The organism is Aurantiacibacter gangjinensis (assembly GCF_001886695.1).
Lineage (GTDB): Bacteria > Pseudomonadota > Alphaproteobacteria > Sphingomonadales > Sphingomonadaceae > Alteraurantiacibacter > Alteraurantiacibacter gangjinensis.
The window spans coordinates 1854728-1875290 of the sequence record NZ_CP018097.1 but is presented as its reverse complement, the minus strand read 5'-3'; the positions used below and the strand labels follow the sequence as shown (position 1 = coordinate 1875290).

The 20563-nt window shown below is 62.3% G+C and carries 26 protein-coding genes; 15 read left to right on the top strand and 11 right to left on the bottom strand.

Annotated elements, in window-relative coordinates; genetic code table 11:
• Positions 1-48 precede the first annotated feature (48 nt).
• From BMF35_RS09205 to BMF35_RS09155, 12 genes are all read left to right on the top strand, one after another.
• Positions 49-813, top strand: coding sequence for a hypothetical protein (locus BMF35_RS09205; RefSeq protein ID WP_193787609.1), 765 nt, complete (start codon positions 49-51; stop codon positions 811-813).
• Positions 814-856: 43 nt separating this feature from the next.
• Positions 857-2743, top strand: coding sequence for a DNA primase (gene dnaG, locus BMF35_RS09200; RefSeq protein WP_047005680.1), 1887 nt, complete (start codon positions 857-859; stop codon positions 2741-2743).
• 8 nt (positions 2744-2751) lie between these two features.
• Entirely contained in the window at positions 2752-4767 is a 2016-nt protein-coding gene (gene rpoD, locus BMF35_RS09195) for an RNA polymerase sigma factor RpoD (protein ID WP_047005679.1), read from the top strand.
• Positions 4768-4969: 202 nt separating this feature from the next.
• On the top strand, positions 4970-5593 hold the full coding sequence (locus tag BMF35_RS13635) for a hypothetical protein (RefSeq protein WP_156172034.1): 624 nt from the start codon (positions 4970-4972) through the stop codon (positions 5591-5593).
• A gap of 6 nt (positions 5594-5599) precedes the next feature.
• A complete protein-coding gene (locus BMF35_RS09190) occupies positions 5600-6151 on the top strand; it encodes an rRNA large subunit pseudouridine synthase E (protein ID WP_047005678.1) in 552 nt (183 codons plus the stop codon).
• A gap of 80 nt (positions 6152-6231) precedes the next feature.
• Positions 6232-6852 carry a ParA family partition ATPase gene (gene parA / locus BMF35_RS09185; RefSeq protein WP_047006480.1) on the top strand — a complete coding sequence of 207 codons (621 nt, stop codon included), beginning with the start codon at positions 6232-6234 and terminating at the stop codon, positions 6850-6852.
• Between the two features lie 80 nt (positions 6853-6932).
• Entirely contained in the window at positions 6933-7364 is a 432-nt protein-coding gene (rpiB, locus tag BMF35_RS09180; protein ID WP_047006479.1) for a ribose 5-phosphate isomerase B, read from the top strand.
• A 12-nt stretch (positions 7365-7376) separates the two neighbouring features.
• Entirely contained in the window at positions 7377-8684 is a 1308-nt protein-coding gene (glyA, locus tag BMF35_RS09175) for a serine hydroxymethyltransferase (RefSeq protein WP_047005677.1), read from the top strand.
• A gap of 3 nt (positions 8685-8687) precedes the next feature.
• Positions 8688-8909: a hypothetical protein gene (locus BMF35_RS09170; protein WP_047005676.1), complete on the top strand. Its 222-nt coding sequence runs from the start codon at positions 8688-8690 to the stop codon at positions 8907-8909.
• Between the two features lie 6 nt (positions 8910-8915).
• Positions 8916-9386 (top strand): transcriptional regulator NrdR, encoded by a 471-nt coding sequence (gene nrdR / locus BMF35_RS09165; protein ID WP_047005675.1) that lies wholly within the window; start codon positions 8916-8918, stop codon positions 9384-9386.
• A complete protein-coding gene (locus tag BMF35_RS09160; RefSeq protein ID WP_047005674.1) occupies positions 9376-10110 on the top strand; it encodes an RNA methyltransferase in 735 nt (244 codons plus the stop codon). The genes nrdR and BMF35_RS09160 overlap by 11 nt, the downstream gene beginning before the upstream one ends.
• A 53-nt stretch (positions 10111-10163) precedes the next feature.
• Positions 10164-10457 carry a hypothetical protein gene (locus BMF35_RS09155; RefSeq protein WP_047005673.1) on the top strand — a complete coding sequence of 98 codons (294 nt, stop codon included), beginning with the start codon at positions 10164-10166 and terminating at the stop codon, positions 10455-10457.
• Here BMF35_RS09155 and BMF35_RS09150 read toward each other — a convergent pair.
• The gene (locus BMF35_RS09150; protein WP_047005672.1) at positions 10454-10771 is read right to left on the bottom strand and encodes a chorismate mutase; all 318 of its coding nucleotides are present in this window, start codon (positions 10769-10771) and stop codon (positions 10454-10456) included. The two genes, BMF35_RS09155 and BMF35_RS09150, sit on opposite strands and share 4 nt — an antisense overlap.
• A gap of 223 nt (positions 10772-10994) precedes the next feature.
• Here BMF35_RS09150 and rpsD point away from each other — a divergent pair, with 223 nt between their 5' ends.
• Complete coding sequence (rpsD, locus tag BMF35_RS09145; protein ID WP_047005671.1) at positions 10995-11609, top strand: 30S ribosomal protein S4; 615 nt, start codon at positions 10995-10997, stop codon at positions 11607-11609.
• A 110-nt stretch (positions 11610-11719) separates the two neighbouring features.
• The gene (locus BMF35_RS13750; RefSeq protein WP_169819283.1) at positions 11720-11884 is read left to right on the top strand and encodes a hypothetical protein; all 165 of its coding nucleotides are present in this window, start codon (positions 11720-11722) and stop codon (positions 11882-11884) included.
• Between the two features lie 3 nt (positions 11885-11887).
• Here the strand turns inward: BMF35_RS13750 and tgt are convergent, their stop codons facing one another.
• The 10 genes from tgt to BMF35_RS09095 form a co-directional block, all read right to left on the bottom strand.
• Complete coding sequence (gene tgt, locus BMF35_RS09140; RefSeq protein ID WP_047005670.1) at positions 11888-13021, bottom strand: tRNA guanosine(34) transglycosylase Tgt; 1134 nt, start codon at positions 13019-13021, stop codon at positions 11888-11890.
• 8 nt (positions 13022-13029) lie between these two features.
• The gene (locus BMF35_RS09135; RefSeq protein ID WP_047005669.1) at positions 13030-13980 is read right to left on the bottom strand and encodes a DUF481 domain-containing protein; all 951 of its coding nucleotides are present in this window, start codon (positions 13978-13980) and stop codon (positions 13030-13032) included.
• A gap of 91 nt (positions 13981-14071) precedes the next feature.
• On the bottom strand, positions 14072-14641 hold the full coding sequence (locus BMF35_RS09130; RefSeq protein WP_052765890.1) for an outer membrane beta-barrel protein: 570 nt from the start codon (positions 14639-14641) through the stop codon (positions 14072-14074).
• Positions 14642-14741: 100 nt separating this feature from the next.
• Positions 14742-15509 (bottom strand): ABC transporter permease, encoded by a 768-nt coding sequence (locus tag BMF35_RS09125; protein WP_047005668.1) that lies wholly within the window; start codon positions 15507-15509, stop codon positions 14742-14744.
• Positions 15506-16453, bottom strand: coding sequence for an ABC transporter ATP-binding protein (locus tag BMF35_RS09120; protein ID WP_047006477.1), 948 nt, complete (start codon positions 16451-16453; stop codon positions 15506-15508). The genes BMF35_RS09125 and BMF35_RS09120 overlap by 4 nt, the downstream gene beginning before the upstream one ends.
• Positions 16454-16493: 40 nt before the next feature.
• Positions 16494-17531 (bottom strand): tRNA preQ1(34) S-adenosylmethionine ribosyltransferase-isomerase QueA, encoded by a 1038-nt coding sequence (queA, locus tag BMF35_RS09115; protein WP_047005667.1) that lies wholly within the window; start codon positions 17529-17531, stop codon positions 16494-16496.
• Between the two features lie 94 nt (positions 17532-17625).
• On the bottom strand, positions 17626-18336 hold the full coding sequence (locus tag BMF35_RS09110) for a peptidylprolyl isomerase (protein WP_047005666.1): 711 nt from the start codon (positions 18334-18336) through the stop codon (positions 17626-17628).
• Positions 18337-18413: 77 nt separating this feature from the next.
• Positions 18414-18926 carry a pantetheine-phosphate adenylyltransferase gene (gene coaD / locus BMF35_RS09105; protein WP_047005665.1) on the bottom strand — a complete coding sequence of 171 codons (513 nt, stop codon included), beginning with the start codon at positions 18924-18926 and terminating at the stop codon, positions 18414-18416.
• Entirely contained in the window at positions 18926-19840 is a 915-nt protein-coding gene (locus BMF35_RS09100; RefSeq protein ID WP_047005664.1) for a polyprenyl synthetase family protein, read from the bottom strand. Before BMF35_RS09100 ends, coaD begins: the two co-directional genes overlap by 1 nt.
• Before the next feature lie 6 nt (positions 19841-19846).
• Positions 19847-20095, bottom strand: a complete 249-nt coding sequence (locus BMF35_RS09095; protein ID WP_047006476.1) for an exodeoxyribonuclease VII small subunit — start codon at positions 20093-20095, stop codon at positions 19847-19849.
• Between the two features lie 63 nt (positions 20096-20158).
• Between BMF35_RS09095 and BMF35_RS09090 the strand changes: the two genes are divergently transcribed.
• Positions 20159-20560, top strand: coding sequence for a DUF2177 family protein (locus BMF35_RS09090; protein WP_047005663.1), 402 nt, complete (start codon positions 20159-20161; stop codon positions 20558-20560).
• Positions 20561-20563: the final 3 nt, after the last annotated feature.

Below are 20563 nucleotides of genomic sequence, written 5' to 3'. Positions count from 1 at the left end.
CGGACAAATGGCGCGCCTTTAGGCGTGCCGATATTCCGGAGGACCATCATGAGACTGCACGCCAAACTTGTCGCCACCCTGCCCGCCATCGCCCTGCTGGCCGCATGCGGTGCAGAGCCCGATGCCGATACGATCGACGACGGCGACCTTGCCGCAGACAATGAAGAGGCGGAGATCGACCGCGAAGCCTTGCCGATCGCGGATTTTGCCGACCTGCAGCTCGGCCCGAAAATCGTCGGCCCGCAGGGTGAGGAAGTCGTTAGCCGCCTGACCAACGAGACAGGGGCGTTTGCCGACATGACGTCCTATGTCGCCTGCCCTGCCGACATGGACGAATGCGACCCTGCCACCGCGCCAGCAGGCACGATCTACACCTATGTCCACATCGTTTATCCCGGCGAGGACAACGATCCCACCACGGGCAGCGGCGACGGCGTAGATGCCTCCAATGTCGAGACGACCGAAGCCTTTCGCATGACCATGGCGAGCCACGGCTTCAACGGCACGGCCGGTTTCTCCGCCGGCGAGGCAGCGGCTGCGCTGGGCGCGATCGGCCAGATCGTCATCTCCTGCCACGAAGACGGAATTGCCTGGACTGTGGAAGAGGGCGACGGCGGCGACCAATGGGAACAAGGTGAACCGCTCACCTTCTTCTGGCAGAGCACACTGCCGCCATCCGGCCCTGCGAACGCCTATGAGGTATTCGCCAATTACACCGCCGCCAGCGGCGAAGGCCCCTATCCCGCCATCAGCAGCAGCGAACGCAATGTGTGCGCTGCGCCGCCATCCACACAGCCATCCACAGACAGCTGACGCACCTCTTGCGCAGCCGAGGCGCCATGCGCATTGAAGATGCATGGCGCTGTCACCCGAATGGCTGGATCAACTCAAGAGCAGGATTACCCTCTCTGCGCTAATCCAGCGCACGGTGAAGCTCACCCGCGCCGGGCGTGAATGGAAGGCGTGCTGCCCGTTCCATTCTGAAAAGACGCCCAGCTTCTACGTCAACGACCAGAAGGGCTTCTATCACTGTTTCGGCTGCCAGCAGCATGGCGGCGCCATCGACTGGATGATGGAGCAGCACGGCCTGGAATTCATGGATGCGGTGAAGGAACTCGCCGCCGAGGCGGGGATGGACGTGCCCGCTCCCGATCCGCGCTCTGCACAAAGGGCTGAAAAACGCGCGGGACTGCATGACGTCATGGCGGCAGCGCAGGAATGGTTCGTGCGCAATCTGTCGTCGGATGGTGGCGCGGAAGCTCGGGGCTATCTCGAACGGCGCGGTCTCGATGCGCACACCATCCGGCGTTTCGGTTTCGGCTGGGCGCCCGATGACAAGCAGGCGATTACCAAAGCGCTCTCGCAATTCGACGAGCGCTTGCTGATCGAGGCGGGCCTGCTGATCGAGGTCGAGAACAAGCTGCCCTATGCACGCTTTCGTGGCCGGGTCATGCTGCCGATCCAGGATGCGCGCGAGAGGGTAACCGCCTTTGGCGGACGCATCCTTCAGGACCGTGATGGCGTCGCCAAATACCTGAACAGCCCCGACACACCGCTCTTCGACAAGGGCCGCACGCTCTACAACATCCACCGCGCCGCTGCGGCCAGCCGCAAGACACGCCGTGTCGTCGTGGCGGAAGGCTATATGGACGTGATCGCCATGGCCGTCGCCGGGATCGAGGACGCCGTCGCGCCAATGGGCACCGCGCTCACTGAAGGACAGATCGAGTTGCTCTGGCGTATGGCAGACAAGCCCGTCCTGTGCTTCGATGGCGACAAGGCCGGAACGCGCGCCGCCATGCGCGCTGCCGAGCGTGCCCTGCCCCTGCTGCGCCCCGGCCATTCCTTGCAGGTCGTGCAATTGCCCGGCGGCATGGATCCTGACGATCTCATAAAAAAAGACGGCCCGCAGGCGATGGCTAAGCTGCTTGATGCGCCCAAGCCTCTTCTCGATCTTGTGTGGGAGCACGAGCGCGATGCAGGACCTCTCACCTCGCCCGAGGACAAGGCCGGGTTGAAAGCGCGCCTGCTGGAACATGCCGACGCCATCCAGCATCCCGATATCCGCTCGCTCTACCGTCGTGAATGGCTTGATCGCTACGGCAATTTCGCCTTTCCGCCGCGACCCAAGCGCGATTTCAAACCCGGCAGCCGCTTCAAGCCCGATGCACCGCAGCGGACCAGCCCCGAAGTCGTCGCCGCGCTGCGAAAGGCAAGCGGCGGCCATGTGATGCGCGACATGCTCACGACCTCCGTGCTGCATGGCCTCGCGCGCCATCCGGGCGAAATCCATCGCCATGCCGATGCGCTTTTGGGCCTCGCGGCAGCCGATGCCAGTTTGGCACAGGCTGTGGATTTCTTGCTGGATCGCGCGGAAAGCCTTGAAGCGCCGGGCGTTTCGCCCATATCGAGTAGCGACAACCTGCCGCCGCCGCCGGATAAAGCCCGTTTTTCCTTCCTGATGGAAGGCAGTGATCCAGGCGCCGCGAGGGAGGATCTGGCCGAAGCCGTTTCCCTGCTGGTCGAAAGACCGGCGCTGGAAGTGGCTATTGCCGCGGCCACACGCCGTTTCGATAGCGATCCCGAAGGCGCGTTTGCAGAGCAACAACGGTTGCGCAAACGAAAGCTGGAAATCGATTCGCGACTCGGGCAAATGGCAAGGAAACGGGCTGCCTCTCAGGCAGATGAAGATCAGGACACGGCATCTGTCGACGGGCAGGCTGCCGAACAGGAAACGGATTGACACCGCATATGGCGTCCAAAGCCAAAAAGCAGAACGAAGATGCACCGCTGATCGACCTCAACGAGGCGACGATCAAGAAGATGCTCGCGAAGGCAAAGCGCAAGGGCTACATCACCTATGATGAGCTGAACGAGGCGCTGCCTTCCGACCAGATGTCTGCCGACCAGATCGAGGACATCCAGACGGCCATCTCCGATATGGGCGTGCAGATCGTCGAATCCGCCGAGGAAGCGGAAGACGAGGATGACGGCCCGGAGGAAATCGCCCCGACCGGTTCGGAATCGCAGGCCAGCGATGCCAAGCAGAACGTGCCGGAGAAGAAGAAGTCGGTCGCCGGCGAGGGCCGCACGGATGACCCGGTGCGTATGTATCTGCGCGAAATGGGCGCGGTCGAGCTGCTCAGCCGCGAGGGCGAGATCGCCATCGCCAAGCGCATCGAAGCTGGCCGCGACACGATGATCATCGGCCTGTGCGAAAGCCCGATCACCTTCCACGCCATCATCCAGTGGTCCGAAGCGCTTAATTCCGAAGAGATGCAGCTGCGCGAGATCCTCGATCTCGATGCCATGCTGTCCAAGGAACCGCCTGTCGACAAGATGGAAGAGGGCGAGGACGAGGACGATGACGGCGAAATCTCCGAAGAGACAGCCGGTCCCACCATCCGCGACGATGATGACGAAGAGGATGAGGACGAGAGCGGCGACGACGAAGACGGCGAAAGCCAGTCAAAGAAGGACGATGACGAGGACGAGGACAACACCATGTCCCTCGCCCAGATGGAAGCGGCGCTGAAGCCCGATGCCATCGAGCGTTTTGCCCGCATCACCTCGCTCTTCAAGAAGTTCGAAAAGCTGCAGTCAGAGCGTGTCGACGTTCTGGGCGCTGGCGACGAATTTCCGAAGGCCAAGGAAAACAAGTACGAGAAGCTGCGCGAGGAGCTGACCGCAGAGGTCGAGTCCGTGCAGTTCCACGCGACGAAGATCGAATATCTTGTCGATAATCTCTACGCCTTCAACCGTCGCCTCACCGCGCTGGGCGGCCAGATGCTGCGCCTTGCCGAACGGCACAAGGTGAAGCGTATCGACTTCCTCAACGCCTATGTCGGCAATGAGCTGGACGAGGCGTGGCTGAAGGAAAAGGCGAAGAAGGACAAGAAATGGGCCGCCTTCGCCGATAAAGAGGCCGATGCCGTCGAACGCATCCGTGCCGAAATCGCGGACATCGCCAGCCAGACCGGTATGAGCCTTGTCGAATTCCGCCGCATCGTGAACATGGTGCAAAAGGGCGAGCGCGAGGCGCGCATTGCCAAAAAGGAAATGGTCGAGGCGAACCTGCGCCTCGTCATCTCCATCGCCAAGAAATACACCAATCGCGGCCTGCAATTCCTCGACCTGATCCAGGAAGGCAATATCGGCCTGATGAAGGCGGTCGACAAGTTCGAATATCGCCGCGGCTACAAGTTCAGCACCTATGCCACGTGGTGGATCCGGCAGGCCATCACCCGCTCGATTGCAGACCAGGCGCGGACGATCCGCATCCCGGTTCACATGATCGAGACGATCAACAAACTGGTGCGCACCAGCCGCCAGTTCCTGCATGAGCAGGGCCGCGAGCCGACGCCCGAGGAAATGGCAGAGCGCCTGTCCATGCCGCTCGAAAAGGTTCGCAAGGTGATGAAGATCGCCAAGGAGCCGATTTCGCTCGAAACGCCTATCGGCGACGAGGAAGATTCGCATCTGGGTGATTTCATCGAGGACAAGAACGCCATCATCCCCGTGGATGCGGCGATCCAGGCGAACCTGAAGGAGACCGTCACCCGCGTGCTCGCCAGCCTCACCCCGCGTGAGGAACGCGTGCTGCGCATGCGCTTCGGCATCGGCATGAACACCGATCACACGCTGGAGGAAGTGGGCCAGCAATTCAGCGTGACGCGCGAACGTATCCGCCAGATCGAAGCCAAGGCGCTGCGCAAACTCAAGCATCCGAGCCGCAGCCGCAAGATGCGCTCGTTTTTGGACCAGTGAGTAGGCGTTGCCAACTTGTGCGCTGACAGGGAAGGAAGGGTTGTATGTTAAAGCCCACCTTATCCCAAGAGCGCTGACTTACCCAGTTCCAAAGGGAAATCCTTTCTATCAAGTTGGGCATGGGAGGCGTCCCACGAAGCGTTGGTCGAGTTGGTACGACTCGGGGCTTGTGACCGCAGAGGGAGAGGCAATTCTTGCTGATTTGGACGATTGGCTGATCAACTATTTAAGGACGCACAAATTAGTTTGGTCTGGTTGGGACAAAGAAGAGCGGAGATTATCGAGCGAGCATTTTGACGTCGGTCCTGACCCTACCGGTCGTGGAATTCGTATCTTCAATATTAAGGACGCAGAACTTTTCGGACGAGCTTTGATGAGTATCGTCTGGCGGACATGCGCCTCACAGCTTCCAGACATGGCAGAAGCACGCGTCAAAGCCTCGACGCTCAGACGGATGCGGGCGACAATTCTATCGCAACGCCAGTACGATTATAACCTGATGCCATTCACCCTCGTACAGCTAACTTCAAAGGGGGATATTCATAACCATTCGCCTATTCTGATGCGGCGACCAATTGGATCGGCAAATCGAGAATCAAAATCTGCTACAATCATCAGGTATTATTTTGATGGTTTGGTGATTCACGCGTTTCCACCGCCACGACGATTTGATCCGTCCGAATTTGGCGGCTTGATCCTAAGTGAGAAGCCGTTACTTGGAGTCATAGGAGTGCCCTTCGAGGAGTCCCTGCAGAAAGACATTCTCAACGAAGCCGTAATGCTCTCAATGCTTAACCATCCTGATGCAAAGCCATTCAAAAGCTAAGCCAAAATACCCCGCCTAATCCTCTTCAACAAGCCGATGAACGTGCTGTCGCAGTTTACCGACCGTGGCAGCCTGACCGAGCGCGCAACGCTTTCGGACTATATCGACGTGCCCGGCGTCTATCCCGCAGGCAGGCTTGACCGGGACAGCGAGGGACTGCTCCTGCTGACCGATGACGGACGATTGCAGGCGCGCATTGCCGATCCGAAGTTCAAGCTGCCAAAGACCTATCTGGTGCAGGTAGAGGGCGAGCCGGACGATGCGGCTGTCGAACGGCTTGCGAATGGTGTGGACCTGAAAGACGGCCCTACCCGCCCTGCCCTTGCCGAGCGTATCGAAGATCCGCAGCTCTGGCCGCGCGATCCGCCGATCCGTTTTCGCAAGAACGTACCGACATGCTGGCTGCGCCTCGCCATCAGCGAAGGCCGCAACCGCCAGGTGCGGCGCATGACGGCAGCTGTCGGCCACCCGACGCTGCGCCTCGTGCGATGGTCCATCGGGGACTGGACGCTGGATGGCCTTGCGCCCGGCGATTGGCGGGATGCGCCTTCCGTCTGATGGACACCGCCAGCCAGCTGTGGCAGACGGCATGGTCGGAGAGGACAGAACCGCAACACCGCTTCCGGAGCCTTGTCCGCATGCCCATAATCGCCATCGTCAGCCAGAAGGGCGGGTCCGGAAAGACCACGCTTGCTCTGCATCTTGCCACCTGCGCCGCTTACAAGAAGCAACAGACCTGCGTGATCGACACAGACCCGCAGGCGACGGCCGCCGCATGGGGAGACTGGCGCGGCGATTTTCTGCCTGCCGTCGTGACCAGCCCGCCCGCGCGCCTCGCCCGTACCATCGACAAGGCGCAGAAAGGGGGTGTCGATCTCGTGGTCATCGACACGCCGCCCCATGCAGAAGCGGCTATGCGCGAAGCCATCAAGGCGGCGGACCTCGTGCTGATCCCCACGCGCCCGCGCGCGTTCGACCTGCACGCGTTGGAGGGCATTGCCGATATGGTGAGCTACGCCGGAAAGCCCGCCTTCGTGGTGCTGAACGGGGTGCCCGCCAACGCCACCCGCATGGTCGAGGATGCGAAAGCACAGGCCAAGGAGCTGGGTCTGGAAACCTGCCCCGTCACCTTCGGCGAGCGGGCGCATTTTCACCGCTCCTCCGCCAGCGGCGAAGTCGCGGCCGAGATCGACCCTGCGGGAAAGGCCGCGCAGGAAGTCGAGGCATTATGGAAATGGGTGAAGCGCCAGAAACTTTAGCTCGGCGAATGGTGCAATCCGGGGGCAAAACCGCCGCTTACGGGTAGCGGAGCGAGGCGCTTGCGACTATGTGCCATGCCATGCGTATCGCCATAGCCTCAGACCATGCCGCAACGGACCTCAAGGCCGAATTGCGCGACTGGCTTATCGAACAGGGTCACGAAGTGGCCGATCTCGGCCCAGAACCGGGCGAAAGCGTCGATTATCCCGATTATGGCCGCAAACTGGCAGATGTGGTTGCCGATGGCACGGCAGAACGCGGTGTGGCGTTATGCGGCAGCGGGATCGGCATCTCCATGGCCGTCAACCGCAACCCTGCCTGCCGCTGCGCGCTGGTGTCGGAGCCGCTTTCTGCAGCGCTCGCCCGCGAGCACAATGATGCCAACTGCATCGCCATGGGTGCGCGGCTAACCGGCGGCGAAATGGCCAGGGCCTGCCTATCCGCTTTCCTCGAAACAGAATTTGCAGGCGGCCGCCATCAGCGCCGCGTGGACAAGCTCGCCCAATCGTAAAGGCTCACAGCAATGGCTACCCAGGACATCACCGCCCCGAACATGGACCGCTTCTGGCATGACAGCCTTGCCGAAGCCGATCCCGAAATCGCGCAGGCCATCGATAATGAGCTGAAACGCCAGCAGGACAAGATCGAGCTGATCGCGTCGGAAAACATCGCATCCAAGGCGATGCTGGAAGCGGCGGGCAGCGTCTTCACCAACAAATATGCCGAGGGCTATCCCGGCAAACGCTATTATGGCGGCTGCGAATATGCCGACGTGGTCGAAACGCTGGCGATCGAGCGCGCGAAAGAGCTGTTTGGCTGCGAGTTTGCCAATGTGCAGCCCAATTCCGGCAGCCAGATGAACCAGGCGGTGTTCCTTGCCCTACTGGAGCCGGGCGACACCTTCATGGGGCTGGACCTTAATTCCGGCGGCCACCTGACTCACGGCTCGCCCGTCAATATGTCTGGCAAGTGGTTCAATCCCGTCGCTTATGGCGTGCGGCAGGAAGACGAGCTGATCGACATGGATGCAGTGCGTGCCACCGCGCTTGAGCATAAGCCCAAGCTCATCATCGCGGGCGGCACAGCCTATTCGCGCGTGTGGGACTGGGCCGCCTTCCGCGACATTGCAGACGAGATCGGCGCTTACCTCATGGTCGACATGAGCCACATTTCCGGTCTCGTCGCGGGCGGCGCGCATCCCTCGCCCTTCCCCTATGCCGATGTGGTGACCACTACCACGCACAAGTCCTTGCGCGGCCCGCGGTCCGGCGTGATCCTGTGGAACGACGAGACATACACCAAGCCCATCAACATGGCGGTCTTCCCCGGCATGCAGGGCGGCCCGCTTATGCATATCGTCGCGGCCAAGGCCGTTGCTTTCCGCGAGGCGCTGCGCCCGGACTTCAAGACGTATGCCCATGCGGTGGTAGAGAATGCCCGCGCGCTGGCGGCCAGCCTCGAGGATAACGGCCTGCGCATCGTATCGGGCGGCACGGACAACCATTCCATGCTGGTCGATCTCACGGCGAAGGACGTGACCGGCAAGGCAGCTGAAAAGGGCCTCGACCGCGCCTGGCTCACCTGCAACAAAAATGGAATTCCCTTCGACAGCCGCTCGCCCTTCGTCACCAGCGGTATCCGCCTCGGCACGCCGGCGGGCACGACGCGCGGTTTCGGCCCCGCCGAGTTCCGCAAGGTGGGCGAACTGATCGCGCGGGTTGTCGACGGTTTGTCGAAAAATGGCGACGAAGGCGACGCACAGGTCGAAGAAAGCGTGCGCGGCGAAGTGAGCGCACTATGTTCGGCCTTTCCTGTTTATCCCGGAGACTGACCCATGACCGACCCTGAAAAGCCGATCGACAATCGCATCCTGGCAGACGCCGTGGACGAAGCGAAGGACATGGGCCGCGAAGGCCTGTCGCATCCCTCCACCAAGCCGGTGCTGACCGGCGCTGCCATCGGCGCCATCGCCGGTGGTGTGCTGCCGGTGGTGACATGGCCGGTCGGCCTGATCGCAGGCGCGGGCTACATGCTCTACAAGCGCGTGCGGCCCTAACGCCTTATGCGATGTCCGTACTGCGCGCATGACGACAGCCAGGTAAAGGATTCGCGCCCTACCGAAGACAACACCGCCATCCGCCGCCGCCGCCAGTGCGAAGGCTGCGGAGCGCGGTTTACGACGTTCGAGCGTGTTCAGCTTCGCGACGTCACCATCGTGAAATCCGGCGACCGGCGCGAGGCTTTCGACCGAGCGAAGATCGAGCAATCCGTTGCCCTTGCCTGCCGCAAGCGCGGCGTCGAACAGGAACGGATCGACCAGCTCGTATCCGGTATCCAGCGGCAGGTGGAGACCGCCGGACAAGGGGAGATTGCCTCTTCCCGCATCGGCGAAATGGTGATGGAAGGCCTGCGCCAGCTGGATTCGGTCGCCTATATCCGCTTCGCATCCGTCTACCGCGATTTCAGCGAAGCCAGCGATTTCGAGGAATTTGCCAGCAGCGTGCAGGAAGTGGGCGCCGACGGTGACAAATAGCGCCGGACAACCCGTCATAGTTCTCGTCCGCCCCCAGCTGGGCGAGAATATCGGCAAGGCCGCGCGGGCCATGCTCAATTTCGGGCTGACCGAAATGCGCATTGTCGATCCGCGCGACGGGTGGCCGAACCCTTCTGCCGGGCCTGCGGCGGCAGGGGCGGACATCGTGCTGGAGCGGGCCGAGGTGTTCGACACTACGGCGGAGGCCGTGGCAGACTGCGCGCATGTCTACGCCACCACCGTTCGCAAGCGCGGCGTCACCAAGCCGGTTCAGACGCCGGAGCAGGCTGCGCGTGACATTCCGGCACAGGCAGGTCGCAGCGCCATCCTGTTCGGGCCCGAGCGCTCAGGCCTCGAAACCGACGACGTCGCCCTCGCCCGCACGATTATCACTGCGCCCATCAATCCGGAATTCGGGTCGCTCAACCTCGCCCAAGCGGTGATCCTTGTGGCCTATGAGCTGTCCAAGCACGCCGACCTGACCGTACCGACGCAGGAAGACCTGTTGCCGCCCGCACCGCAACAGGAACTCGAAGGGCTGATCGGGCATCTTGAGCGAATGCTGGAGCCGAAGGGATATTTTTTCCCTGAAAGCCGCGCCGATGCCACGCGTAAGACGCTACGCGGCGTGCTGACGAAACCGGGCTGGAACCACTTGGAGGTGCGAACCCTTCGCGGGGTGCTGTCATCGCTGGAGCGAGCACCGCGGAAGACCGCAGATTAACAGGTGGTTCATCCGAAGCCGCGCAGCATTGTGAGCAGCAATAGGAGAACGACATGACTTTGCTCTTCGTCACCACAGCCGCCGCAATGATCACGCCGGTCGGCCTGGATGATGCCCTCCTCTCCCAGCCTGAAACATTCATCTCGGATATTGCCCGAGAGCAGATGGTGACGATAGCCGTGCAGGAATTGCATTGCCTGGACCTACCGGAAGACGCGAGCGAGTATGATCGCGTCTGCCTTTCGGTTGGCGAATGGCAGCAGGTGTTCGACGAGATCGCGCAGCAGGAATCCGTCGACGCGCGCGAGCGCGCCATGATGATAGCGCAGTATTACAACAGCAATTAAGGCGTGTTGCGCAGCCGGTCCCATTCGATCATCTCGTAAGCGATCGAGCTTTCTACAAGCCTGTCCCAAATGGCGGACAGGTCATCCGCGGGCAGACCGCGCTTCGCCGCATCTTCGCGCGCATTGCAGATCACTTCGGCCTTGCGCTTCTCGTCCCGCACAGCACCGCGCACTGTCTTGATGCGGGCGGCTGCGCGCATGTAGCCATAGCGGCGGGCGAGCAATTCCATCAGTTCCCGGTCTGTCGCATCGACTCCTCGGCGCACCTCAGCCATGTCGGTGCAATCGTCGGGCAAGAGGTAGGCTTTCGTCATGCGCGCCCCCTGCCGCGACCGGCCGCCATTGTCGAGTGGCAATTCCTCTCGACGGCGATCCTGGTTGACATCGCGCGCGCCCGCGCTACATGCGCGCCTTCGCTACTTATTGGCCCCGCATCCCGGTGAAGCGGTGGCCGCGCCAGGCAGCAGGTCTGGCGGTGCGATACCGGGTTGGATGGCTGCCGATGGGGTAGCCGCAGCAAATTGAAGGAAGTGACATATGTCGAAGCGCACCCGCGCCAAGCACAAACTCGACCGCCGGATGGGCGAAAACATCTGGGGTCGTCCCAATTCTCCGGTCAACAAGCGGTCCTACGGCCCCGGGCAGCACGGCCAGCGTCGCAAGGGCAAGATGTCCGATTTCGGCCTGCAGCTGCGCGCCAAGCAGAAGCTGAAGGGCTATTACGGCGATGTGACCGAAAAGCAGTTCCGCGCCACCTACAAGGATGCCACCCGCCTGAAGGGTGACACCGGCCAGAACCTGATCGGCCTGCTGGAGCGTCGCCTCGACATGATCGTGTACCGCGCCAAGTTCGCGCCGACGATCTTTGCCGCGCGCCAGATCGTGTCGCACGGCCACATCAAGGTGAACGGTGTGAAGTGCAACATCGCTTCGCGTCGCTGCGATGTAGGCGACGTGATCTCGCTGGGCGACAAGGCCAAGGAAATGGCGCTGATCATCGAAGCGCAGAGCCTGCCCGAGCGCGAGATTCCCGACTACGTGTCCACCGAAGGCAATGACAGCGTGACCTTCACGCGCGTGCCCTCGCTGGACGAGGTGCCCTATCCGGTCACCATGGAACCGAACCTGGTCGTCGAGTTCTACTCGCGCTGATCCAGCCGGTCCGGTAATGCGAAAGGGCGGTCCGATTGGGCCGCCCTTTTCGTTTGTTGACAAACGTTTAGTCGGAACCGCCGGGCCGAGTTGGGAGTTTCATATCTGCTATGACGCAATACCGTTTCGTAACCCCGCAACGCCGCGGAAAATGGTATGACAGGCTGTCGCAGGCACAAGCCTTCGCAGAGCGTATAGGCGCGGGCTTTCTCGACAGCGCCGGTCGCTTCGTCGCCTATCGCGGCACGGTCCTGGAAATGCGTCAGAAGCCCTGATCTTCAGGACTTCGGCAGATAATCGTGCCGGAACTGCTGAGCGAAAGCCGCGAACCGCCGCTCGCCGATCGCATCGCGCATTGCCTGCATCAATTGTTGGTAGAAAGAAAGGTTATGCTCGGTCACGAGCATGGCGCCGAGGATCTCGCCCGATTTCTGCAGATGATGCAGGTAGGCGCGGCTGTAGCTGGTGCAGGTCGGGCACGGGCAGCGCGGATCGAGCGGGCCGGTATCTTCGGCATGGCGGGCATTGCGCAGGTTGACGGGGCCGTTCCAGGTGAAGGCCTGCCCGTTGCGGCCCGAGCGGGTCGGCAGCACGCAATCGAACATGTCCACCCCGCGTTCGACAGCGCCCACAAGATCATCCGGCTTGCCCACGCCCATCAGATATCGCGGCGCGTCTTCGGGTAGCTGTGAAGGCGCGAAATCGAGTGTAGCGAACATCGCTTCCTGCCCTTCGCCCACAGCGAGCCCGCCAATGGCGTAGCCATCGAAACCGATAGCACGCAGCGCCTCTGCAGATCGGGCGCGCAGTCCCTCATCCAAGGCGCCCTGCTGGATGCCGAACAGTGCTGCACCTGCCGCATGGTCCTCGCCCGCATCGAAGGCGTCGCGGCTACGCTGTGCCCAGCGCATCGATAACTCCATGCTCGCCTCGATCTCTTTCATCGGGCGGTCCGCGCGCGGGCATTCGTCGAACGCCATTACGATGTCGGAGCCAAGCAGGCGCTGGATCTCCATCGAGCGCTCCGGCGTCAGCATATGTTTCGAGCCATCGATATGGCTGCGGAACTCCACGCCCTTTTCGGTCAGCTTGCGAAGGTCAGAAAGGCTCATCACCTGGAAGCCGCCGCTATCGGTAAGGATGGGGCGCTTCCACCGCATGAATTCGTGCAGCCCGCCCAGCCTTGCCACGCGCTCCGCACCGGGTCGCAGCATCAGGTGATAGGTGTTGCCGAGGATAATGTCCGCGCCGGTCGCGCGCACGGCCTCGGGCTTCATCGCCTTTACCGTTGCTGCCGTGCCCACCGGCATGAAAGCGGGCGTGCGGATTGTACCGCGACGCATGGCAATCTGCCCGGTGCGCGCCTTGCCGTCTGTCGCGGAAACGGTGAATTGGAAGCGGGGGTTGGTCACGCGCTGCTCTAGAAGCCGTAGATCAGTGTGAAGCGGGTCAGCGTGTCGGTGGTAACGGCACCGTCAGGCGGGTTGCTGTCATAGTCGAGCGTCCAGCTCAGACGCGCTGAGAGCGAATCCGACAGGCCAGCTTCCAGCCCGGTGGTCGCGAGAATACTGGTACTCGCGCCATCGACCAACACCAGCACTTCGCCGCCCGTTTCGGCGGTGGCATTGGTGTCCTGCGTCAGCTTGAGCGAATCCGTGATATCCCAATCGAAATCAAGGCCAAGCAACGCGGCGATCCTGTCCGTCGAGGTGCCATCGAGGAAATTGGTGACGCGATAAGCCGGACCGGCCTGCACCGACAGCTCGATGTCGTCGCTGTCGAGCACGCGATAGCCCAGCCCGCCCGATACCGAATAGCGCTCGCCGAAGCCTTGCTGCACGTTGCGCTCGAACTGGGCGAGGCCGTAAGTGAACAGGCGTTCGCTCACCTGATAGCGAGGCTCGTAGCGGGCGAAGATCTGCTCGCGCGAGGTCTCGCCTTCCTGCCTTCGATAATCGCCGGACAGACGCAGGCGGTGCTCCCAGTCGATGCCCTCCCGCTCTAGAGCGAGAGCCGCGGTCACGCCGAATTCGTCTGAATTGCCGGACGCCTGGAAGCCGCCGATCTGGCCTTCCCCGCTCCAATTGTCGAACAGCCCGGCCTGGCGTAACTCCTGCTCGGCCGCGGCAGCTTCGGCAGCGGCGAGCACGGCCTGTTCGGTCCGGAACGTTGTCCAGATCGCGTCGATCTCTTCGGCGTCATCCGGGAAAGCGGAGCGCGCCGTGGCGATGACCGCTTCGACGGTGTCGGCATCGCCTGTTTCCAGCGCGGCTTCGATCATCGCGCGCGCGGCTTCGGGCAGGTCGGCATGGGCCGGCGTGGCGATGAGGAGCAGTGGTAGAGCCAACATGGCACGGTGCAGCGTCGTCATGCTGCGCCTGCTAACGTCTCGTTTCCCGGCGCGCAAATAAAAGGGGCGAGGCATTGCTGCCCCGCCCCTCGATTGGCTCTTTATGCCGCGATCAGAAGCGGAAGGCGAAGCCTGCCGTTGCGCGAACGGTATCGAAGCTGATCGTGTCGAGGTTCACACGCAGCATGGTGCTTTCACCCATGGGGAACTCGACGCCGGCGCCGACCAGGTAATCGCCTTCGGTGTCGTCGAGACCGATGAAGTCATCGTCGTCGAAGGTGATGCCGTCGACCGTGATGATTTCGGCGTAATCCAGCTCGACTTCCTGATAGCCGCCGCGAACATAATACTTCGCGCCGCCCGCATCGGTCACACCGAGGCGGATCGAAGCGCCGTATTCGCTGTCGATGGCGCCGGTGCCGAAATGGTAGTTACCTTCCGCACCGATGAAGACATTTTCGCTCACAAGGAAGTCGGCAGCGATGAAGCCGCCGATGATGGCGCTGCCATCGTCGATTTCGGCACCGGGGAAGGCATCTTCAACGTCGCCGTCGACGCCGAGATCGTGATAGCCGCCGGAGACGCCGATGGTGATGTCTGCGCCAGCGTCCTGTGCATGGGCGGCAGCAGGCAGGGCCATGGCGGCGCCAGCAAGAGCGATGGAAGCGATGGTCTTTTTCATTTAGTATTCCTCAATTGCATCCCGAACCTGACGGGATGCTGGTTTTTGAGCCGCCTGATGTTGCGCGGCGGTGAACCAAATGGTCGCGCAATGTGCAGATTCAATCGCGAAGGCGCCAACCCGTCCTGAAAATCCACCATATGATGCCAATACACAACAGCAGGAAAATCATCGTCATCCCGAAACTGAGCGCGATGGGAAAGTCGCTTTCGCCCAGGAACGTCCAGCGCAATCCGTTCACGAGATAGACGACGGGATTGATGAGCGAGACCGAGCGCCATGGCTCGGGCAGGACGTCGATCGAATAGAAAGTACCGCCGAGGAAGGTGAGAGGCATCAGCACCAATAGCGGGATGATCTGCAGCTTCTCGAAGCTGTTCGCCCACAGTCCGATGATGAAGCCCAGCAGTGAGAAGGTGGCCGCCACCAGCAGGATATAGCCGAAGGCGAGGAGCGGGTAGGCGATCTGGTAATCGACGATCAGCGCCGCCGTGCCGAGGATGATGGCTGCCAGGATCAGCGATTTGACCGCTGCCGCGCCGACGAAGCCAATCAGCGTCTCCACCACGCCAACGGGTGCCGACAACAGCTCGTATATCGCACCGGTAAATTTGGGCATGTAGATCCCGAAGCTCGCATTGCTGGTGCTTTCGGACAGCAGCGTCAGCATTAGCAGGCCCGGAACGATGAACGCGCCGTAGGGCACGCCGATATCGGTCTCCACACGCTCCGACATGGCCGCGCCGAAGACCACGAGATAAAGCGATGTGGTGATGACCGGCGAGAGGATGGAGCCGAAAGCCGTGCGGAACATGCGCATCAGCTCATTCTTGAAAATGGCGTAGGCGCCGCGCGCGTTGAAAATCATGCCGCTTCCTCCGTCGGCTCGTTCAGCAAGTCGACGAAGATATCCTCCAGGCTGCTTTCCTTCGTGTCGAGCCCGGCATAGCCGATCCCTTCGCGCGCCATGATCTGCGCGAGTTCGGCAACCTCGCGCTTGCCCTTCCCCGTACCGTCGCCCCCGCGATAGACGAGGCGCTTGCCACCCTCTTCCAGATGCACTGGGAAACGCGAGAGGGAGGCGGGAATGTCCGCAAGCCGCGGCTCCATGTCGAAATGCGCTTCTGTGCGTCCCAACTTGGCCATGATCGCATCCTTGTCGTCCACCAGCAGGATGCGGCCCTTGCTGATCACGCCGACGCGGTCGGCCATCTCCTCGGCTTCCTCGATGTAGTGCGTGGTGAGGATGATGGTGACGCCGCGGGTGCGCAGCGCATCGATCTGCCGCCACATGTCGCGCCGCAATTCCACATCAACACCCGCGGTCGGCTCGTCGAGGAACAGCAGCTTGGGATCATGCGACAGCGCCTTGGCGATCATTACGCGCCGCTTCATCCCGCCCGACAGCTCGCGGATCTGCGAATCGCGCTTGTCCCAAAGGCTAAGGCTTTTCAGGATGTCCTCGATCACCGCCTCGTCCGGTGGGCAGCCGAACATGCCGCGCGAGAAGCGCACCTGCCGGATGACGGTATCGAACATGTCGAAGCTGAGCTCTTGCGGAACCAGCCCGATATCTTTGCGCGCCGCTTTCCAATGTGTCGCCATATCCATGCCGAAGGCGCGGATCGTGCCGCCGGTCGGTCGCACCATGCCGCACACCGCGCCGATCAGCGTCGTCTTGCCCGCGCCATTGGGCCCGAGCAGCGCGAAAATTTCTCCGGCGCGGATGGTTAGGTCGACCCCGCCCAGCGCTTTCACGCCGCCGTCATACGTCTTTTCGAGGTCGCGAATGTCGAGGATGGGATCGGTCATGCCCACGACATTGCCCTGCAAGGTCGGTTTTACAAGCGAACTAATCTCGCGCCGGCAACAGCAGGCTGGAGTCGCCATAGCTGTAGAAGCGATACTTCTGCGCAATCGCATGGGCATAGACCGCCTGCATGCGCTCGCGGCCCATCAGGGCGGAGACGAGCATCATCAGCGTGCTCTTGGGCAAGTGGAAATTGGTCATCAGCCCGTCCACCGCGCGGAAGCGATAGCCCGGAGTGATAAAAATGTCCGTATCGTCGGCGAAGGGGCGGATCGTGCCGTCTTCGCCAGCCGCGCTTTCCAGCAGGCGTAGGCTGGTGGTGCCGACCGCGATCAGCCTGCCACCGGCAGCGCGCGCGCCGTTCAACCGCTCGGCTGTCGCGGCATCGATCGTGCCCCATTCGGAATGCATTTGGTGATCGTCGGTATCATCGGCTTTCACCGGCAGGAAGGTGCCCGCGCCTACATGCAGGGTGAGCGTTTCGCGCTTCACGCCGGCCTCGTCCAGCGCGGCGATCAATCGGTCGGTGAAATGCAGGGCGGCGGTAGGGGCGGCAACGGCGCCGTCCTTTTCCGCAAACATGGTCTGGTAATCCTCGCGGTCCTGCGCGTCGGTGTCGCGCTTGCCCGCGATATAGGGCGGCAGTGGCATGCGCCCTGCCCGCTCCAGCAGCACTTCGACGGGTTCGTCCCCATGGAATGCCAGCGTGAAACTGCCATCGGCGTGACGCTCTTCCGCAGTGGCGGTGACATTCGCGCCGAATTCGACGGTGTCGCCTTCCTTCAGACGCTTCGCGTTGCGGATGAACGCCTGCCAGCGGCGCAGGTCGAGCCGCTTGTGCAGCGTCGCGCCTATCTTCGCTTCCCCGCGTCGGCCTTCCAGTTGCGCGGGAATGACGCGGGTATCGTTGAACACCAGCACATCGCCCTCACGCAGGATCTGCGGTAGGTCCAGCACACCGCAATCCGCGAAGGGCGCATCGCCCTCCACCACCAGCATCCGCGCCGTGTCGCGCGGACGCGCGGGGCGCAAAGCGATCAGCTCTTGCGGGAGGTCGAAATCGAAAAGGTCAACGCGCATCAATCAGGTGTCCCGGCGGAAGCTGGGATCGCCATCGTCACGTCAGGAGCGATTTGCAAGAGGCTCCTGCCTCACGCAGGAGCACAAAGGCCAATCAGTTCTCCAGCGGCGCGTTCAGCATGTCGAGCGTCACCGGCTCGTCAAGCTCGGGCGCAGCCGCGCTCGGCATCATCTGGGCGACATTGTCGGAGGCAATGCTGGCCTGCAAAACGCGGGTCGGATTGGCAGGCGGTTCGCCGCGATTGATCGCGTCCACAGCAGCCATGTTTTGGATGACGCGGCCAAAATTGGTGTAGCGGCGATCCAGCGCAAAACGCGGGTAGAACACGATGAAGAACTGGCTGTTCGCGCTATCCTCGTCATCGGCGCGCGCCATGGACACGGTGCCGCGCACATGGGGCAGGAAGTTGAACTCTTCCTCCAGGTCGGGAAGCGTCGAGCCGCCCTGCCCCGTGCCGGTCGGGTCGCCCGTCTGCGCCATGAAACCGTCGATCACACGGTGAAACGGCACGCCGTTGTAAAAGCCTTCGCGGGTCAGCGTCTTGATCCGTTCAACATGATTGGGCGCCCATTGCGGCACAAGCCGGATGGCGACCCGCTCTCCATTGGACAGGTCGAGGAACAGGATATTGCCGCGATCTTGCGTCACGTCGAAATTGACGCTGATCGGCATCTGCTCTGCCTGTGTGTTGGCGGTATCGGTCGCCTCGACCGCGGGGGCAAGCTCGCCAACCTGCGCCAAGGCAGGAGCGGCAGTGAAAGTGAGTGCGGCCGCAGCGGCCGTCATCGCGATGTGGCGGATCATGGTCCCGTCCGTTTGGAAGTGAAGTTGGATGCAGCTCTATCGGCAGCGGGCTGACAGTTCAATGAACATATCCGCAGTCACAGCTCGCCGCGCTGCCCCATATCGGCGACCCTGGCGACGACGCGCTCTCGCACTTCGGGGCTGACGAAGGGCGCGATATCGCCGCCGTAGAGCGCGATTTCCTTCACCAGCTTGGAGGCGATCGGCTGGAGCGCGGTGTCGGCCATGAGGAAGACAGTTTCGACTTTGTCGTTCAGCTGTTGGTTCATGCCCGCCATCTGGTATTCGTACTCGAAATCCGCGACGGCCCGCAGGCCGCGGATGATGACATTCGCGCCCACATGGTCGGCGAACTTCATCAAGAGCGCATCGAAGCCGCGTATCTCCACATTGTCGAGCCCGAGCCGCTCAATCTCGCCCTGCATCATCTCGATCCGCTCATCGGGCGTGAACATCGGGTTCTTGCTGGGATTGGTGGTGACGCCGATCACCAGCCGGTCCACCAGCTTCGCCCCTCGGCGAATAATGTCGGCATGGCCGAGCGTGCAGGGATCGAACGTGCCGGGGTAAAGGCCGATGCGTTCAGTCATCACCGGTCCCTCTCTACAATGAACCGCGCCAAAGCCCGCAATAGGTCGGCTTCCTCACCATGTTGCGCGAGGTGGCCGATGGCCTGCTCCGACAGAGCACGCGCCTGCGCGCGGGCGTCATCTACGCCCATCAGCGAGACGAAGGTCGCCTTGCCCATATCGGCATCCTTGCGCAGCGCCTTGCCTGCCAGCTCCTCGTCGCCTTCCTCGTCCAGCAAATCGTCCGCGATCTGGAAGGCGAGGCCGATATCGCGGGCGTAGGCACGCAAGTGTCCGCGCCCCTCTTCGGGCACCTTGCCAATAATCGCGCCCATCTCCACCGCCGCGCCCAGCAGAGCACCTGTCTTGAGCTGTTGCAGGCGGGTGATCGTGTGCAGGTCGTATTCGCGACCCTCGCTCTCGGCGATGATATCCATCATCTGCCCGCCAGCCATGCCATTGTGGCCGCTGCCCGAAGCAAGCGTGTAAACAAGCTCCGCGCGCACGAAGGGGTCTTCGCTCACCTTGTGGCCGCCAAGCAGCTCGAAGGCGAGATCGTGCAGGGAATCGCCCGCCAGCACGGCGGTCGCCTCGTCGAATTCCTTGTGCAGGGTCGGCTTGCCGTGGCGCATGTCGTCATCGTCCATGCAGGGCAGGTCGTCATGAATGAGCGAATAGACGTGGATCGCCTCGATCGCGCAGCCTGCGTAAATGGCAGAGGCGCGGCTGGCGCCGTACATTTCTGCCACTGTCGCCACCAGCATGGGCCGCACGCGCTTGCCGCCGCCGATGGCCGCATAGCGCATAGCCTCCACCAACCGGGCGGAATGGTCGTCCGGCACAGGCAGGAGGCCATCGAAAGCGTCGTCGATCTCGCGCTGGATCCGTTCGAGCCCCTTGGCGAGGATGCTGTCGCCCGCAAGTGTCAGCCCCATGGCGCGTCAGCCCGCATCGAAGGGCGCGGTGCCGGTGGGCTTGCCATCCGGACCGGCGACAATTTTCTCGATCCGCTCCTGCGCTGCATCCAGCCGCGCCTGGCAGTGCCGCCGCAGCTTCTCGCCGCGCTCGTAAAGGGCAATGCTTTCATCCAGCGGCACTTCACCACCTTCCAGGCGGCGCACAACGTCTTCCAGCGCGCGCAGGGCGTCCTCGAAACTCATATCCGCAATGGGCGGGGCTTGATACGTCATGGCGGCGACCATTGACCATGCCCGCGCCGGGGGTCAAGTTGCTCCACCAGCAGGAGAGAGACAATGGAGTGGATTATTGCATATGTCGTGGCTGCCATCGCATTCGGCCTGCTCGACTCCGTTTACCTGCGCTGGGCGGCGCCCAATCTCTACCGCCCCGTGATCGGCGAGATCATGGCGGACAATTTCCGCAAAGGCGCCGCGCTGGCATTCTACGCCATCTATATTGCGGGCATGGTCTATTTCGGCGTCCGACCCGCGCTGGAGAGCGGCGATGTGCTGCAGGCGCTGCTTAACGGCGCGCTGGTAGGCGGGCTGTGCTATGCGACATTCGACCTCACTAACCAGGCGGTGATGAAAGTCTGGGCGACCAAGGTTTCGGTGGCCGATATTGCGTGGGGCGCCTTCGCGACAGGCGTGGCGAGCGCGGTGGCGGCCTGGGTAACGCTGGCCATTCTTGCCTGACCC